Origin of the sequence: Vibrio ponticus (genome assembly GCF_009938225.1) — a bacterium.
Lineage (GTDB): Bacteria > Pseudomonadota > Gammaproteobacteria > Enterobacterales > Vibrionaceae > Vibrio > Vibrio ponticus.
Window position 1 is genome coordinate 704,118 of the sequence record NZ_AP019658.1, and the last position, 17,024, is coordinate 721,141.

Below are 17,024 nucleotides of genomic sequence, written 5' to 3' on the forward strand. Positions count from 1 at the left end.
TTGCGTAGAGCGTCAAACCAACAAACATCCCAAAACGCTTGCGATCGAACAGAATTTAGCCATGTTTTAGGCTGCAATGTCGCTAAGCTATAGCCATTAATTCCGAAAACTAAGATTTAATGCCCAAGTCGAGTAAGTTTTTTGTCAATTAAGTATGTATGGGATTCCAAAGCCAAACGAGGGAGGTTAGCATGCGCGCAAATTTTCTTAAGGTAGTAATCAATGAAATTCAAAGCTGTAAAAATTGCTGTAGTGGCAGCACTGGGCGCGTCTTCTCTAACCGGTTGTATGGGGCAAATGGCAACGACAGGTCTAGTTTCTAAATTCAACCTAGAGATCGTGGATAACCGTTATGCACGTGAAGGTATGTTCTTACTATTGTCACCAGTATACGGCTTAGCGGGTACTGTCGACCTATTCATTTTTAACTCTATTGAGTTCTGGACAGGTACTAACCCGATTTCTGGCAAATCACCAGCTGTGGTTGATACACCAACTAAAAACTACATCAAGGTAAATGGTCAACTGGATCCATCTTTAACTACGGTTCCACTATCAAATAATAGTGATATCGATAAAGCAATCATGCAGCAAATCGACGAGAACACGCTGCAAATGGAAATCACTTACCTAAATGGTGAGCAGAAAGTTCTGCGTGGTGAGAAGGGTGCAGATTCGGTAGACTTCTATTTAAATGATGAGTTAGTAACTACAGTTTCAAACCAAGAACTAACTAATTACATTGAATCGGCAAGCATCTAATTTACCTTAGTTGCTGAACTCTTACCTACATGGTAAGCCGAGTAGGTAAGAGTTATCAATGTGTCTATCGTCAGTCACCAGCATGGCTTGAATTGATATCATGATGGTACGAGGCATAATCCAAGCTCTACCAATCTAATCGTTCGCTCTCTTTTTCCTTCTTAGCAATCTATAACGCTTATTCGGCGCTCTCACCGAGTTAAAAGCTTCGTTACCACTCTCGTAAACACGATTGGATTACAACTATCATTCCAGAGTTTGATCTTGCTCTCTTGATTTACGACTAATGGATTACAGCAATGCGCTTGTATCAGCAGGTCTATCCGTTAAGCTAATCTTGTGTCTATTTAAGAGAAAGAGGCTCTGTCATGCACAAGGTCTTAATTGCTGATGACCACCCATTGTTTAGAGATGCGATTGTCCACATATTGACTAGTCAATTCGCGGGCTGTTCAACTTTTGAAACCGAAGATATTGCTGAAACTATCTCTTTTGCCAAACAGAACGAAGATCTTGACCTGATCATGCTGGATTTGAATATGCCAGGTATGTCAGGGCTAGACGGTTTGCTTGACCTGATTAATGAATGTCCAACGATTCCAGTGGTCGTTGTTTCGGCAGAAAATAATAAGCAAGTAATACTGCAGACAATGACTTATGGAGCGGTTGGTTTTATTGCAAAATCTTCAAGTAAAGACGAGATATCAACCGCTATAGCGACCGTTTTAGAAGGAAGCGTGTATCTTCCTGCCGATATTCTCCGCGCTAAGGTTGCTCCTCAAAGTAGGAATGAGCCGCCCATTTTACCTGATATGCTCGCATCGTTGACTAGACGCCAATTGATGGTACTCAAGTGTATGACAAAAGGCGAAGCAAACAAGCAGATTGCTTACAACCTCAATGTATCAGAAACTACTGTAAAATCGCATGTTTCTTCTATCCTGAAAAAATTGGGTGTGAGCAATCGAGTTCAGGCAGTATTAGGTTGCAGTGGTATTGATTTCAATCATTATCTAAAGCGTTGAGTTTACTGATTTGCTAACGATGGACACGATTGATTAAGTAACCTATCGACGTTCTTAATTTCATAGGTTTTACCGGTTTATGCAATAACATAATTCCACGTGTGTTAGCTTGGTTTTTTAGTTGTTCACTATAGTTCGCAGTGATCATTAACGTTGGGAGCTTCCTGTTTGCGTTTATTTTAGACGCGACATTTAGTCCATTTTGGTTATCGTTTAAGTGGTAATCTACAATCAACACGTCAACTGAGTCTGAGTTAACATCCACCTTTTGTTGAAGGTCCTCAAAGCTTGTTGCGATGACGATATCACATTGCCAATTGGCTAATAGCCTTTCCATCGCTTCGCATACAGCAAGATCGTTATCGATGAGCCAGACTCTACATCCGGACAAGTCACTTGCGTTTAAACGGTTAGTCAATGGCGCGGGGGAGGGACTAATGCTGTTTGTCTCTCCGAGTGGCACTGTCACTGAAAACATCGATCCTTTGCCTGGTTGTGAGTGCACTTCTATTGCGTGTTCTAAAACTTTTGCCAACTTGTCGACAATGGCTAGCCCTAATCCTAAACCATTGCGAAAGGTTTTTTTTGAGCTTTCAAGTCGTTTGAACTCTTTAAAGATGTCATTTAACTGATCTTTTTCAATGCCACTGCCACTATCCCACACTTGTATTGATAGCGTATTGTTAACACGTCGACAGCCGAGCAGTACTTTGCCTTTCTCCGTATAACGAAAAGCATTGGAGAGTAGGTTCCTTAAGATGCGCGCTAGTAACACGCTATCTGAATGAATAACGGTATTACACGGAACGTATCTGAATTCGATATTATATTGGCTCGATTGATGAGTGTATTCTCGTGCAAGATTGTCGAATAGTTCATTGAGAGGAAAACTGTGTTTATCAGCTCTAACTACACCTGCATCAAGCTTTGAAATATCGATTAAACTGCCAATTAGATTTTCTAAGTCGTCGAGAGAGCCAGCAATAGAATCGAGCAGTTGTAGGTTTTGCTGATCACGTATTTCTTCTTTAAGGGAGCTAGTAAAAAGTTGAGCAGCGTTTAGCGGCTGAAGTAAATCATGGCTGACCGCGGCAACAAACTTTGTTTTAGACACATTGGCTTGTTCGGCTGCTTTTTTTGCTTGAGTCAGATTTAGTTGGGCTAGTCGTCGCTCCTCGATTTCTCGATTTAATGCGTTGTTAAGCTGCTGAAGGTCTGCGGTTCGTTGATTAACTCGCAGTTCTAGTGAGTCGTATGCTTTTTGCAGCGTTAGGGCATTTTGAATCCGGATGGTAATGTCTCTGATTAAGACGAAAAAACCTAAAATAGCGCCATTACTGTCGATATTGGGCACATAAGATTTGTGGAGGTATACCGCTTCGCCGTTTTGATTAGTTTCTTCAACTTCAAAGCTCACACTCTCTCCGTTTAGCACTCGCGCAACGTAGGGTTGAATCGGTGAGTCGCTCAACGAAACACGTCTGTTTTTGAGGTCAACACCAAACTCATCACCACGCTCTCTTCCATACCATTGTTGATACACTCGATTAGTAAATTGGAAGGTTAGATCTGCTGAGACATAGGCGATCATCGCTGGAATATTATCAGTGATTAACCTTAGCCGGTGTTCGCTCTCACGTAGAGATTGCGCATAATGATGTGCAGACGTAATGTCGGTATAAGTTTTGATGATCTTGCCGTTAGTAAGATAATGGTTACGAACTTCGATAACCGTCCCGTTGGCAAGAGTTTGTACTGAATATGCTTGATTGTTATGACTTTGTTTGAGAGACAAATCCAATTCAGTAGACGATTCAAGATTTTCAAGAAAAGGACTCGAACGAAGCCGACCAACGGAGATCCCACTCATGGAAACAAATTGTTTATTCCAAACTTCAATTTGCCCATTGCCACTGATCAAGATGACGCCTTGAGATAAATTGTCGACTAAGTTCTGGAGTAGCTTTGATTTTTGCGCCATACCGTGCTCGTAGCGCGCTGTCTCTGCAACCTTTAATGCCGTGATATCGGTGTAGAGCATCACCCAGCCACCCTCGCGAGTCCGCCTTTCGGTGACTTGAAACCAACGATTATCTGCGAGTTTATATACCGTATTGTTATTCTCATCACCTGGGTAAGCATGTGAAATGATTCCCCTGGCTTTCGCGAGTGTTTTGAAGTCATTGAGATGGGTTCCGTGCCCAACTTTTAAGCCCACGTTATGCCAATAATTTGAGAATTGGCGGTTTTGCAGGATAATTCTTCCATCGCGATCAAGCAGTACGAAAGCATCAGAAATGCTCTCAATTGCGTCAATAAAGCGTTGTTTGAAAATGTTAGCTTGATAGTTTGCTTTTTCCAGTGCGCGGTTACTGCATTCAAGTTCCGCTAAGGTTTGATTAAGGACTCGAGTCTTCTCTTGTACTTGATCAGATAAATGAACTGAGTGCTCAAACATTGCATACGGTAGGTTACTTTGACCTCCAATACCCTCGATCCTCTGCATCAAGACTCGATTAATCTTTTTTAATTTTTGGTTTTCAGCTTTGAGCTGGTCAAGCTCTTGTTGTAAATCCGTTTCATTCATAACATTCTCCGGATATATAAACACCAGTGAATGTTTGATTTAGATGAACGCCGTTCAAGTGTTCGCCATAAGTATTGAAGCCAAACACTTTGAACTTTTGTTGTAAGCGAGCCATATCCATCATTTGATCTTTTTGCTCTATCTCAAGACGGCGTAAGACGCAGTCACAGGCGAGCACGGTTTCTGGGTATAAGTGCCGTTGTTGTAAATCGTATAAGGTTGTCTCTAGTGAGGTCACGATATCACGCATTTCGACGGTGTTAAGTACAATGCCAATGTCTACGGCACAGTAGAATGATAAGCTGAGATCTTCTGGGTTTACTTTTTGAATTGATCTCGAGTAATAACGATCGCCAATCTTTACCGCTAGCGGATGGAGGGCGAAGGTCTCCGGCGTTAGTTCCTCTACTGATATGCCTAAGAAATTAGCATACTCTTTCGCTGCTGGCTCAGAGTTGAGTTCATAAACAATGCGCGAATGAGGATCGGCATCGGTAACCACCATTTTATGCTTACTATTACTGATATGGTGGCTTTGGAAAACTTCAAACCTGCACCGGCTATGAACCATTACAACCACAGCTGCATTGTGAATGAAGGTTCCATGGTGAAAAACATGGGTATTTGCGAGATTAATATCGTCACCCGCAGAGCCGCCAAAGTGGGGTATACCATTTGCGGCTGAATTTAGAGTATTGAGGAACTTTTCTTCTTGAGCTGACAAGCCATCGATTAAAGTTATCAGGAAAGGTTTCGCCGCGCCAAAGTTAACGATACTGGTTGCGCACTCTTCACGTAGTTGGTTAATTTGACGTTGGGCTGTGATTAAGTCGAAGTCTTCTATCGACATGACGACTGAACTACTGATGGAAAAGAAATCAGGATTAAACCAGATTGCTACAATTGAATGTTGATGATAACCATGTCTAGTGGTTTCTCCAGCGGTAGTGCAACCTGCAAGCTCCACATCTATGAACTGCTTTTTTAGCGCCTTTCCCAGATCTAATAGGGGATAGGCTGCCGAACAGTAGAATAGAACAAACCCTGATCGAGGTGCGCCTAGTTGATGGTAGAGTTCCAAGCTTGCTTGATAAGCTGATTGATTATGGCTGATAGCCTGTATTGTTTTAACTTCCACTATGTTCATCCCTGTAACCAACGGCTAGCGATTCGATAACCAAAACAGTTAGTATGTATCGGTTTATTACACAATTGCTTTGGTAAATGGTGAGCTAAATAGTTTTACACGCGATAATAATCCGTCGGTTCTACGCGTAAATTGTTTGCTCGTCTTGGATTCATTTTGCGAGCTTATTGAATGTTAACATAGCGTTAAATGTATAATGATGCTGATCTATTTATCATATATGAGTGTTGAAGCGGCACAAACTAACGACTAGTTAGCGATTTTGCATGCAAGTTAATGTTGGATAGACAGGAAAGTGTGTCTGTACACCAAATGAATGGTGCTCTCAGGTGGTTACGACGACTATATTGTCTACAGACAGAATAAGCGGTCATTGCGTGGGGCTGCAATGACCGCTAGGGGGGTTAGAAGAAACCTAGAGGGCTGGTGCTATAACTCACTAGTAAGTTTTTAGTCTGTTGATAATGATCGAGCATCATTTTGTGAGTTTCACGACCGATTCCAGACTTTTTGTAGCCACCAAACGCCGCGTGTGCAGGATATAAATGGTAACAGTTAGTCCATATACGTCCCGCTTCGATTCCGCGTCCCATACGATACGCTCGGTTCATATCACGTGTCCATACACCAGCACCCAAGCCGTAGGACGAGTCGTTGGCTAGTGCAAGTGCTTCGGCTTCATCTTTGAATGTCGTTACCGCGATAACGGGACCAAAAATTTCTTCTTGGAAGATACGCATTGAGTTATCGCCTTGGAGAATCGTTGGTTGGATGTAGTAGCCATTATTCAGTGCATCACCTAGGTTTTCTTGATCGCCGCCACTTAGGACTTTGGCGCCTTCATTACGTCCGATATCCAGGTATCCCATGATTTTGTCGAATTGTTCTTGAGAAGCTTGTGCACCAACCATGGTTGTTGTGTCGAGAGGGTTGCCACGAACAATTTGTTTCGTCTTTTCAAGCACTTTAGCCATGAACTCATCAAAAATGTCTTCTTGAATCAGAGCGCGAGATGGGCAGGTACATACTTCACCTTGGTTAAAGAAACCAAGCACGAAACCTTCAGCACATTTGTCTAGATAGTCGTCTTCATGTTGTGTGACATCGTTAAAGTAGATGTTAGGCGATTTACCACCAAGTTCGACAGTCGAAGGAATGAGGTTCTCAGCCGCACATTTCAAAATATGGTGACCAACAGAGGTAGAACCGGTAAACGCTAACTTACCAATACGTGTGCTCGTTGCTAGTGCTTCTCCCGCTTCTTGACCTAATCCATTGACTACGTTGAGAACACCAGCAGGTAACAAGTCCTCTATTAACTCAACCAATAATAAGATACTGGCTGGAGTTTGCTCTGCTGGTTTAAGAACTATACAGTTACCAGCCGCTAATGCTGGTGCTATTTTCCATGCCGCCATTAGTAGCGGAAAATTCCAAGGAATGATTTGACCAACAACACCGATTGGTTCATGAAAGTGATAAGCGACGGTACCGTTATCGATCTCCGATGCACTACCTTCTTGAGCGCGAATACAGCCTGCAAAATAACGGAAGTGGTCAGAACTTAGAGGAATGTCTGCAGCAAGAGTTTCGCGCACTGGTTTGCCATTATCCCATGTTTCAGCAACGGCAAGCGCCTCAAGGTTTTGGTCAATGCGATCAGCAATTTTTAGCAAGATATTAGAGCGCTCTTGCACTGATGTCGCTCCCCAAGCTTGTTTGGCTGCATGGGCTGCGTCCAAAGCGAGTTCGATATCTTGAGCACATGAGCGAGGTATACGACAAAACTCTTCGCCGGTCACTGGCGTAGAATTTGAAAAATATTGTCCTTTTACAGGTGGTACCCATTTACCACCGATGAAGTTTTCATACTGCGCTTTAAAAGATACAACGGAGTCGTCGCTACCAGGAATTGCATAGATCATATGTCACCTCAGAGTGAAACCAAAAAAACACTTACGTTATCCTTGGTTATGTTGCTATCTGCTTTGATATAGCCAAAGCACCTTGATGACTCAATACTACGAGTAATGATTAGTTGGAGATATTCTGCCTTAGCAGTAAAAGCTTCCTACTTTAGGATGAGAAATGAAACAAGCATTTGGCAGAGAATTGGAGAGGTGATGAGGAACAATTTTTAGGAAAATGGCGAGAAAATAAAGATTATCAAAGAATGATATATATTGAACAAATTTGTTGTTGGGATACTAATGATGAAAATTTTAAAAGAGATTCTCAAAAGCTAGATACCTTGCCTTAAAGTAATCATTATTCCTGTTTTTGGATTTGTGTCGTATTTTTATGGTGATTGTTTTTATTTTGTTGTGTTCCAATTTTATACGCGTCGATTAATTTAAGTTTGGTATTGGGCTTATTTATTGTGATGTCTCAAATGTTGAACGGTAGGCTTAGTTTTTGAGGCGAGTTTACTATCTCTGTGAAAATTAATGTATATAAGTTGATGTTATAAGAAGCTGTCACATTGTTGGACTCTTAGTTAATGTTAGGTATAAGAAAAAATAATCCTAAAGTTTATATCTCTGTTAATGGTTAACTAAGGTATTTCTTTGTCATTGATGTATTTGTCATTTACACAAATTACTTTACGGCTTTATTTTACGGGGTTGGTGTTATTTTTGAGAGCGGGTATATTGAATGTTGATCTCTATTTAAACTAGTTATTTAGTATTAGAATAATTTATGTTTTGAAATTGTTTTATCTTAATTGCATTGCTCTGACAAAGGTGGATATTTGTCTATATACGATTAGAATGCTCGTTGAAGTATGTTTTTAAGTTGAAGATTTATTCAAAATGAAAAAATGAAATTGGCGTAGCAAAAATGAGAGCATTAATTTTGGTTATGTCAGTTTAAAGTTCGTATCTATTGAAAGGTAACTTATTTTCTTCAGCGGGTTTTATTTACCTTGTTTGTTGTTTCGTTAATAACAAATGTAGCAGTTGGCTTAATGTGTGGAGATTTAAATATGTCTAAAGAGGGAAGCGTTGCTCCTAAAGAAAGGATCAATATTAAATATATTCCGGCTACGGGAAGTGACCAAACGGAAGTTGAACTTCCGCTAAAGACCCTGGTCGTCGGAGATTTTAAAGGGTATGCAGAAGATACACCTTTAGAAGAGCGTTCAACAATTAGCGTAGATAAAACTAACTTTTCAGCAGTGATGCGAGAAAGCAACCTGGGTCTTACTACAACGGTTAAGAATAAATTAGGCGATGATCAGGGGGCTGACCTTCCCGTCGAGCTTAAATTTAGTTCTTTAGAAGATTTCAGTCCAGATCAAGTTGCACAGCAAGTTCCTGAACTAAAGAAGTTAATTGAATTACGTGAGGCTTTAGTTGCATTGAAAGGTCCATTAGGGAATGTACCGGCTTTTCGTGAACGTTTGGAGGCGATATTAAATTCAGCTGAGTCACGAGAGAAGCTACTTTCTGAGCTCAATTTAATCAGCGAAGAGCAAAAGCAGGCTTAATGAGTCTGGGTTAACGTCTAATCACGATAGGAAATAATTAATGTCTACTACTGAACAAGTATTGGAAACTCAGCATTCAACAGAGGGCAGTCTTCTTGATGAGATCATGGAGCAGACGCGTATAGCTCCAAGTGAAGATGGTTATGAAATAGCCAAAAAAGGTATTGCAGCATTTATAGAAAACTTAATTGCGACTCCTTCAGGTACAGAGTCGGTTAATAAAGCACTCGTCGACCAAATGTTGGTTGAATTAGATAAGAAAGTCAGCGCTCAGATGGATGAGATTCTTCACAATGAAGAGCTACAGAAAATGGAGTCGTCTTGGCGTAGTTTGAAACTATTTGTCGACCGCACAGATTTTCGTGAAAACAATAAAGTCGAATTGCTTAACGTGACGCGTGAAGAGCTACTGGAAGACTTTGAATATTCGCCAGAAATGAGTCAGTCAGGTTTGTATAAACATGTTTACTCTGCAGGTTATGGTCAATTTGGTGGTGAACCTGTCGGTGCTATCGTTGGGAATTTTGCGTTTACTCCGTCGTCGCAAGATATGAAATTGCTCAAATTTATGGGCTCGCTGGGAGCGATGGCGCACGCACCGTTTATTTCTAGTGTTGCTCCGGAATTCTTTGGCGTTGATTCATTTGAAGACCTACCTAATATCAAGGATCTAAAATCGACATTTGAAAGCCCTAAATATGCGAAGTGGCGTGCGTTGAGAGAATCAGAAGACGCACGCTATATTGGCTTAACAGCACCACGCTTTTTGCTTCGAGTCCCATACAGCCCAACGGATAACCCGGTTAAGTCATTCAATTACAGTGAAAACGTAAGTTCTAATCACGATCACTACCTTTGGGGAAATACGGCGTTCGCATTTGCTACTCGTCTAACAGATAGTTTTGCTAAATATCGTTGGTGTCCAAATATCATAGGTCCGCAAAGCGGTGGCGCGGTTGATGACCTGCCGGTGCACGTTTATGAATCGCTTGGTGCATTGCAAAATAAAATTCCAACCGAAGTTTTGATCACAGATCGTAAAGAGTTTGAATTAGCAGATGAAGGCTTTATTGCATTAACCATGCGTAAAGGCTCAGACAACGCAGCGTTTTTCTCCGCGAACTCAATTCAGAAACCTAAGGTATTTCCAAATACCAAAGAGGGTAAACAGGCCGAAGTTAACTATAAGTTAGGCACTCAGATACCTTATATGATGATTATCAACCGCCTGGCGCATTATTTGAAGGTACTGCAGCGTGAACAAATCGGGTCTTGGAAAGAACGACAAGATCTTGAGCGAGAGCTTAACACATGGATTAAGCAGTTTGTCGCTGATCAGGAAAACCCGCCAGCGGATGTACGTAGTCGACGTCCGTTGCGCTCTGCCCGTGTCGAAGTTGCGGATGTGGAAGGAAATCCTGGTTGGTATCAAGTCTCGCTTGCTGTTCGACCGCATTTCAAATACATGGGGGCAAACTTTGAGTTGTCTCTAGTGGGTCGATTGGATCAGTCATAATTATGTCATACATCGCACCAGAAGAGGCGGTCTTTGGCGTCGGTCTTTTTGAACGATTAGTCGCAGACGCCAAACCTATGTCCTTAACGGCGGGACCCGATGCTTTAGATGTGCTCGAGTCTATTAAACGCAATGTGTCGAATGTATTGAACTCAAGGCTAGGTGGCGCGCAGAGCGCCCCTATGCTGGGGCTACTTGATTTCAACGATGCTACATTGGAAACGATCGATTTATCAGTCAGGGTTAAGCTCGCAATTAAAGGTTGTCTGGAAGCGTATGAACCGCGATTAACCAATGTTGTCGTCAGCGCCAGTCCGGATGATTTCAATCCGTTATCGCTTCGATTTCAGATCATCGCACAGATAAATAGTGAATTAATACACGAGAAGGTTCAGTTCAGTCTGTTGCTGGACCAGAATAGACAGTATCAAGTGTTGTAATTTTATGAGTCAAGATAAGTATTTCAGAGAAGAGCTCGCTTTTTTAAAAGAGCAAGGAAAAGAATTTACTGAAATTCATCCTCAGCTTTCGCGGTTTTTGCATGGTCGCAATAGTGATCCGGATGTAGAACGTCTGCTCGAAGGGTTTGCATTTCTTACGGCTAGGCTGCGTCAGAAAGTCGAGGATGAGTTTCCTGAGCTTACTCACTCACTTATCAATATGTTATGGCCAAACTATTTGAGACCTATTCCTAGTATGAGCGTGGTCGCCTTTAAGCCAGATAAAGGCGTTAGCCAAAAGCACGTTATAGCCAAAGATATCCAGCTAGACAGTAAGACTGTTCTTGATACTACTTGTCATTTTCGTACTTGTAGAGAGGTAACGCTGTATCCTATTGAGTGTACAGATGTGCATGCAGAACATTCGCGCGAAGCATCAATTATCGATATTCAGCTCAATCTAATTGGTGATGTGACTGCGGGTGAAACTCAGCTTGATGAGTTGCGCTTTTATTTAGGCGGTGAACAACATAGTTCGCAAGCGCTATATCTCTGGTTCCATCATTATTTGGAAAAAATCACAGTTGATGTCGAAGGTGTCGAGTTTACTTTGCCAAAGCAAGCTTTTTCATCGGTTGGATTCAGTAGCGAACAGTCGATTTTACCGTACCCTAAGAATGTTTATGATGGCTATCGTGTTCTACAAGAATACCTTTCTTTTCCAGAAGCATTTCACTTTATAGACATTAAACACTTGGCAGATGTGTTGCCAAAATCCGTCACAGGTGTGTTTTCAATTAAGGTCTATTTCTCTAAAACGCTACCAACGGAAACCAGAATTAGGAGAAACAGTTTTCAACTTTATTGTACTCCGGTGATTAATCTTTTTGAGCATGATGCCGATCCAATTGATTTAAATGGTCGACGTGCCGAATACAGAATTTTCCCATCAAATCGGTATCCAGCCCACTATGAAATATTTAGTGTTGATAAAGTTGTAGGTTGGCAAGATTCAGAGCTCGAAGGGAAGCGAGTAAGAGGAGCAAAACGAGTCTATGAACCATTTGAAAGCTTTCAGCACGAAGTCGAACGAGTTCGTCACCGTCAGGCGCTTTACTATCGAACGCGTGTTAAGGAGAGCATTCGCAACGATGGATTTGACTCCTTTATTTCGTTCGTTCGAGGTGACGAAACAACGTCAGTGGGGATCGATGAAGCAGTATCGATAAAGCTAACTTGTACTAATCGACTACTGCCCTTAGAGCTCGGCATCGGTGACATATGTGTGCCAACAGACAGTTCTCCGCCATTTGCAACGTTTAAAAATATTACTGTGCCATCACAGTCACTACGCCCGGTACTAGACGGTAGTTTGTTGTGGACTTTGATCTCTAACTTGTCACTCAATTATCTTTCTCTGCTATCTAAAGAAGCACTGAGTTGTGTATTACGTGCTTATGATTTTAGAGCACTGGTTGATCGACAAGCGGAGCGAGTTGCCAAGAAGCGACTGGAAGCGATCGTCAAAGTCGACTCTCAGCCCATCGATAAAATTTTGCGAGGATTACCGGTTAGAGGTCTGCGATCGACGCTACATATCGATCAAAATGGTTTTGCATCCGAAGGCGACTTATTCCTATTTGGAACCGTACTGAGTCACTTTTTCTCTCTCTATGCCAGCATCAACTCTTTTCATGAGCTGGTCGTGGTTAACGTTACTAATCAAGAGAAATACACATGGGGAATGCAGAGTGGAATGCAGCCGTTGATCTAGATGATGATGGAATATATTCACCGATGACAGGGTTAACAGATAAAATCCGTGAGTATAACTTTTATCAACTGGTTGAATTGCTGCAAAAGCTAAATGAGATTAATCCTGAATCGGAAGATTGGGAACGACAGTGCCGTTTAGTGTTTAGTGGTAACCCGAGTTTGGGATTTTCACCGAGTGACGTTAACCAACTCACGATCCGAGATGACGACAAACAGGTACTGTTAACCAACTTTTTCGGTTTGTCAGGCGCGCAGTCGCCTTTACCTGGCTTTATTTTGGAACAATTGGCAACGGAAGGGGATGATGGATTCAAACAGCCATTTCTGGATTTTTTTAACAATCGCTTAATCAACTTGGTGTATCGAGTTTGGCGTAAGTATCGATACTACGTTCGCTTTCAACCGGGAGCGCAAGACCAATTTTCGGTTCAACTCTTTGCTTTGGTTGGCTTAACAGACCAAGACTTGCGAGGAGAGACACCAATCAACTGGTGCAAAATGTTGGCCTACTCAGGAACATTGGCTGGGCGCAGTCGGTCACCCCAAATCGTGGCAGGCATTATTGCCCACTGTTTTGATCTTAAAGACGTGAGTATTCGACAGTGGGTCAAACGAACAGTGCCCATAGATCAAAGCCAGCAATTTTCACTGGGAGGGGGAAATTCAGCACTAGGTCTCGACACAGTGATTGGAAGTACTGTCGTCGATTGTAGTAGCAAATTTACAGTTTGTCTCAGTGGCTTATCAAGACATCGTTTTAACGATTTTCTTCCATCAGGAAAAGAGTATGAGCCACTTTGCAAGTTAGTCGAATTTATTATGCGAGAACAAATGGCTTATGACTTGGAGCTAACCATTGAAGAAAGCGAAGCGCCTACATTTTGCTTAGATGCGCAACATGGCATTGAACTAGGTTGGACATCCTTTTTGGGTGGTTCAGAAGCAAAGCAAGTATTGATTCAAGTAAGGCAATAATTAATGAAAACAACGAGTTTACCCGTTTTAACATTAGTCGTTACTAATGCCCAGCGCCTGGAGTCAGGTTTATCAGTTCAGCATTCGTTTTATCATGATGGTGGAAAAATAGGCTCCTCTCCGCTGGCCGATTGGCAACTAAAAGCTCCGAGTGAAGAGGTGTATTCACAACATTGTGAAATAGTGGTGGTTGATGGCGCGTATTGTCTAAAAGACTTAAGTGGTTTTACGTATGTCAATGGAGCGCAACTACCAATTGGCAAAGGCTGTCTAGCAAAATTGAGAGAGCAAGATGAGATTCAGCTCGGTCCTTATCAGTTGCGTGTTTTATTTGATAAAAGTCATGCCAATGATCCACACCTAGCAACATTGAATAATTTGTTTTTTGCCACTGATAACGATCTCATCAACGGAACTGGTGCAGAGTCAATTGATGAGGTTGATGAAGAGGATACGGATGCAGAACCTCTTAACGCGTTAGATGGCTTGATGTCCGATCCACTCTCCTTGGAAGCAGAGTCTAATGTTGACCAAACCGTTCATGAAAACTCGTTGATACCGAAAAATGAAAGTGAACTGCAAAGTGAGACCCCAACATTAGACACCGATAGTGAACAAGACGTTACCTCATCAATTCGATTGAAGAAGATCTTAGGTTTTGGCTTCTGGAAATCAAAGCAAGCCGCTCCAGAAAATAAAGGTGCTTGTCAGCCTATGGTAACAGCACCAATAACACCAGCATTGACCACTAATGCGCATAGCGATCAGAAAGAATTAGGAGATATCCGCATGGATGAAAAAGATTTAGACCTTTTGGAGCAAGAAATGGCAAGAGGTTTTCAATCTAGCAACGATTTTCACGCTGAGCCTGAAGGGCGTTCAAACCACTTAGTGACGGGACCTGTGCTTGATGGTTTGGGTGTTGATTTAAGTGATGAAGATGACATGACTCGAATGCATGTACTATCGCAAGAAATGGGCGAATCACTTCAGGCTTGTGTAAGAGGTCTACTTGAGCTTCATCAGCAAGTTAGTGAAGGAAGATTTGGAACATTAAATCGAAACCTACAACCGATTGAAGATAACCCTTTACGACTTGGGTTATCTTACGATGAAACAATACGCACTTTATATGATGCCGATAAAAGCTTAGTGCATTTGTCTGCTCCTGCTGCAATTACCGAAAGCTTAAAAACCATACGTGACCATAATGAGGCAATGCAACACGCAACATCTGAAGCACTCACACAGGTCTTAAATGCGTTTGACCCAGAGACTATGTTGCGTCGATTCCAGCACTACAAGCGCCGTTATGACACAAGCCAAACGACCACTGAGGGGTGGGCATGGCATATGTACTGTAATTATTACAAAGAGCTTACTTCAAGTCGCCAACGTGGGTTCGAGAAATTGTTTTGGGAAATATTTGAGCAGTCTTACGACAGAAAGCTCCGTGAAAAACAAAAGGAATTGTAATTATGAAAAATTTCATATGGGTAGTGAGTTGTGCATTAGTTTTGACAGCTTGTGCGAGTAAGCCTGAGGTAGTCGAAGAACCTAAAGGAGATAGGCAAACGACGGTGACATTTAGTTTAGTGAGCGATGATAACGTTAACCCGAATTTGTTGGGGGACGCGGCACCTCTAGAAATACAAGTATTTGAATTAGAAGACGACTCCATGTTCATGTCGGCAGACTATGACCAGCTTAAAAAAGACCAGAAGAGTACGTTACGAAGTAACTACGTGACGAGCTACGATTATGTATTAACGCCAGGGCAATTTAAGTTCGTGGACGCTTTTGAGGTTTCGGAGGAAACCAATTATATCGGTGTGATGGCTCATTTCTCTGACCCAGAAATCAGTGATTGGAAAAAGGCAGTAAAGGTTCTAAATAAGAATCGCCAGTACCATTTACTCATGAAGTTTAGCGAATACCAAGTTCAACTGGACAAGGTGGAATAATAAACGATGTTTGTTCGTAATCGTGTAATTTGGAAGGAAGGCTCGTTTATTAAGCCGCAGCACTTCCAACAACAACAAAGATATACCGAGTATTGTATTGATGAGCGAGTCAGCGCAGTCAGTCGTTACTTATTTGGTATCTCTGAATTGTCTCTCAATCCAGAATATCTATCATTTGGTCGTATCGCATTGGAACGTGCCGTTGGCGTAATGCCTGATGGAACCGTGTTTCGAGTTCCTCAGGAAGACCAGATCCCCGATGCGCTAGAGATTGATGATGCTTCGTTAGCGAACCAAATTGTTTACCTAGCGGTCGCATTAAGAAGTGACTCACTGATGGAGATCAATTGGCCAGAAGAGCGAGGAACGGGACGCTACACTAGTCGTCGTCAAGAAGTAAAAGATGTGCATACCATACAAGGTGATATAACCACGCTTGAGGTTTCTCCCGCTCGTTTACAATTGATGTTAGAGCGCGAAGATCGAAGCGCCTATGCATCAATTGCGATAGCACGAATTTTGGAGAAACGGCCTGACGGTAGCATAGTGCTTGATCCTGAGTTTATACCTTGTCACCACAACGTTGCAGGAATTCCCGCTTTACATAGATTTATCAATGAAATGTCGGGTTTGATGAGAGAGCGAGCAAAAAATATTGCTCAAAGAATAAGCTCTCCTTCTCAAGGCGGCGTCGCAGACGTATCCGACTTTATGTTGCTGCAGTCTTTAAATCGTTTGCAGCCGCAGATGAAACATTTAGCCGAATTACGCAGTCTGCACCCTGAACGATTGTTTGAGTGCTTGTCGATTGTTTGTGGGGAGCTTGCCACCTTTACTGATGAAAGCCGTTTACCTGCGAGCTTGCCAACTTATAACCACGAGTTGCCGAGTGAATCATTTAAACCTCTGATCAGAAATTTACGTCAAAGCTTGAGTGTGGTGCTTGAACCAAGAGCAATGTCTATTCAACTAGAAAAGCGTAAATATGGTCTGATGGTAGCGCCAATACACGATTCGACACTGATGAACGACGCAGAATTTATTATTGCAGTTAAAGCACGTATGCCACTTAATGATCTGCGCCGCCTGTTTACTCAACAAACAAAAGTATCCTCCGTAGAGAAGATCAGAGAGTTGATCTCACTGCAGTTATCTGGAATCCCACTCGTTGCATTACCTGTAGCCCCTCGCCAGTTACCTTATCATGCCGGTTATACCTACTATCAGCTTGATAAGACCAGTCCTGCTTGGGCAACACTCAATCATTCGAGTGGGTTTGCGTTTCATGTCGCGGGTGAATTTGAAGATCTTGATCTGCAATTTTGGGCTATCAGGAGTTAAG

14 protein-coding genes are annotated in these 17,024 nt (G+C 42.1%); 11 read left to right on the top strand and 3 right to left on the bottom strand.

Annotation, left to right across the window (positions count from 1 at the left end; genetic code table 11):
- The first annotated feature begins 222 nt into the window (after window positions 1-222).
- Both GZN30_RS17520 and GZN30_RS17525 read left to right on the top strand, forming a co-directional pair.
- Window positions 223-762: a DUF3332 domain-containing protein gene (locus GZN30_RS17520; RefSeq protein ID WP_075652799.1), complete on the top strand. Its 540-nt coding sequence runs from the start codon at window positions 223-225 to the stop codon at window positions 760-762.
- A gap of 368 nt (window positions 763-1,130) precedes the next feature.
- Window positions 1,131-1,787, top strand: coding sequence for a response regulator (locus GZN30_RS17525; RefSeq protein WP_075652798.1), 657 nt, complete (start codon window positions 1,131-1,133; stop codon window positions 1,785-1,787).
- Between the two features lie 13 nt (window positions 1,788-1,800).
- Here GZN30_RS17525 and GZN30_RS17530 read toward each other — a convergent pair whose 3' ends face one another.
- From GZN30_RS17530 to exaC, 3 genes are all read right to left on the bottom strand, one after another.
- Window positions 1,801-4,374 (bottom strand): NahK/ErcS family hybrid sensor histidine kinase/response regulator, encoded by a 2,574-nt coding sequence (locus GZN30_RS17530; RefSeq protein ID WP_075652797.1) that lies wholly within the window; start codon window positions 4,372-4,374, stop codon window positions 1,801-1,803.
- Window positions 4,367-5,521: a nitric oxide-sensing protein NosP gene (nosP, locus tag GZN30_RS17535; protein ID WP_075652796.1), complete on the bottom strand. Its 1,155-nt coding sequence runs from the start codon at window positions 5,519-5,521 to the stop codon at window positions 4,367-4,369. Before nosP ends, GZN30_RS17530 begins: the two co-directional genes overlap by 8 nt.
- A 404-nt stretch (window positions 5,522-5,925) precedes the next feature.
- A complete protein-coding gene (gene exaC / locus GZN30_RS17540; protein ID WP_075652795.1) occupies window positions 5,926-7,446 on the bottom strand; it encodes an acetaldehyde dehydrogenase ExaC in 1,521 nt (506 codons plus the stop codon).
- Window positions 7,447-7,622: 176 nt separating this feature from the next.
- Between exaC and GZN30_RS17545 the strand changes: the two genes are divergently transcribed.
- The 9 genes from GZN30_RS17545 (at window position 7,623) to tssK (ending at window position 17,023) form a co-directional block, all read left to right on the top strand.
- Window positions 7,623-7,781 carry a hypothetical protein gene (locus GZN30_RS17545; RefSeq protein WP_161987101.1) on the top strand — a complete coding sequence of 53 codons (159 nt, stop codon included), beginning with the start codon at window positions 7,623-7,625 and terminating at the stop codon, window positions 7,779-7,781.
- A 726-nt stretch (window positions 7,782-8,507) separates the two neighbouring features.
- Window positions 8,508-9,011, top strand: a complete 504-nt coding sequence (tssB, locus tag GZN30_RS17550) for a type VI secretion system contractile sheath small subunit (protein WP_075652794.1) — start codon at window positions 8,508-8,510, stop codon at window positions 9,009-9,011.
- Between the two features lie 40 nt (window positions 9,012-9,051).
- Entirely contained in the window at window positions 9,052-10,527 is a 1,476-nt protein-coding gene (gene tssC / locus GZN30_RS17555) for a type VI secretion system contractile sheath large subunit (RefSeq protein ID WP_075652793.1), read from the top strand.
- 2 nt (window positions 10,528-10,529) lie between these two features.
- Window positions 10,530-10,967 (top strand): type VI secretion system baseplate subunit TssE, encoded by a 438-nt coding sequence (gene tssE, locus GZN30_RS17560; protein WP_075652792.1) that lies wholly within the window; start codon window positions 10,530-10,532, stop codon window positions 10,965-10,967.
- Between the two features lie 4 nt (window positions 10,968-10,971).
- Window positions 10,972-12,741 carry a type VI secretion system baseplate subunit TssF gene (tssF, locus tag GZN30_RS17565; RefSeq protein ID WP_075652791.1) on the top strand — a complete coding sequence of 590 codons (1,770 nt, stop codon included), beginning with the start codon at window positions 10,972-10,974 and terminating at the stop codon, window positions 12,739-12,741.
- Window positions 12,705-13,718, top strand: a complete 1,014-nt coding sequence (gene tssG / locus GZN30_RS17570; protein ID WP_075652790.1) for a type VI secretion system baseplate subunit TssG — start codon at window positions 12,705-12,707, stop codon at window positions 13,716-13,718. Before tssF ends, tssG begins: the two co-directional genes overlap by 37 nt.
- A gap of 3 nt (window positions 13,719-13,721) precedes the next feature.
- Complete coding sequence (gene tagH / locus GZN30_RS17575) at window positions 13,722-15,194, top strand: type VI secretion system-associated FHA domain protein TagH (protein ID WP_075652789.1); 1,473 nt, start codon at window positions 13,722-13,724, stop codon at window positions 15,192-15,194.
- Between the two features lie 2 nt (window positions 15,195-15,196).
- Window positions 15,197-15,682 carry a type VI secretion system lipoprotein TssJ gene (gene tssJ / locus GZN30_RS17580; protein WP_075652788.1) on the top strand — a complete coding sequence of 162 codons (486 nt, stop codon included), beginning with the start codon at window positions 15,197-15,199 and terminating at the stop codon, window positions 15,680-15,682.
- Window positions 15,683-15,688: 6 nt separating this feature from the next.
- Window positions 15,689-17,023, top strand: a complete 1,335-nt coding sequence (gene tssK, locus GZN30_RS17585) for a type VI secretion system baseplate subunit TssK (RefSeq protein WP_075652787.1) — start codon at window positions 15,689-15,691, stop codon at window positions 17,021-17,023.
- Window position 17,024 lies beyond the last annotated feature (1 nt).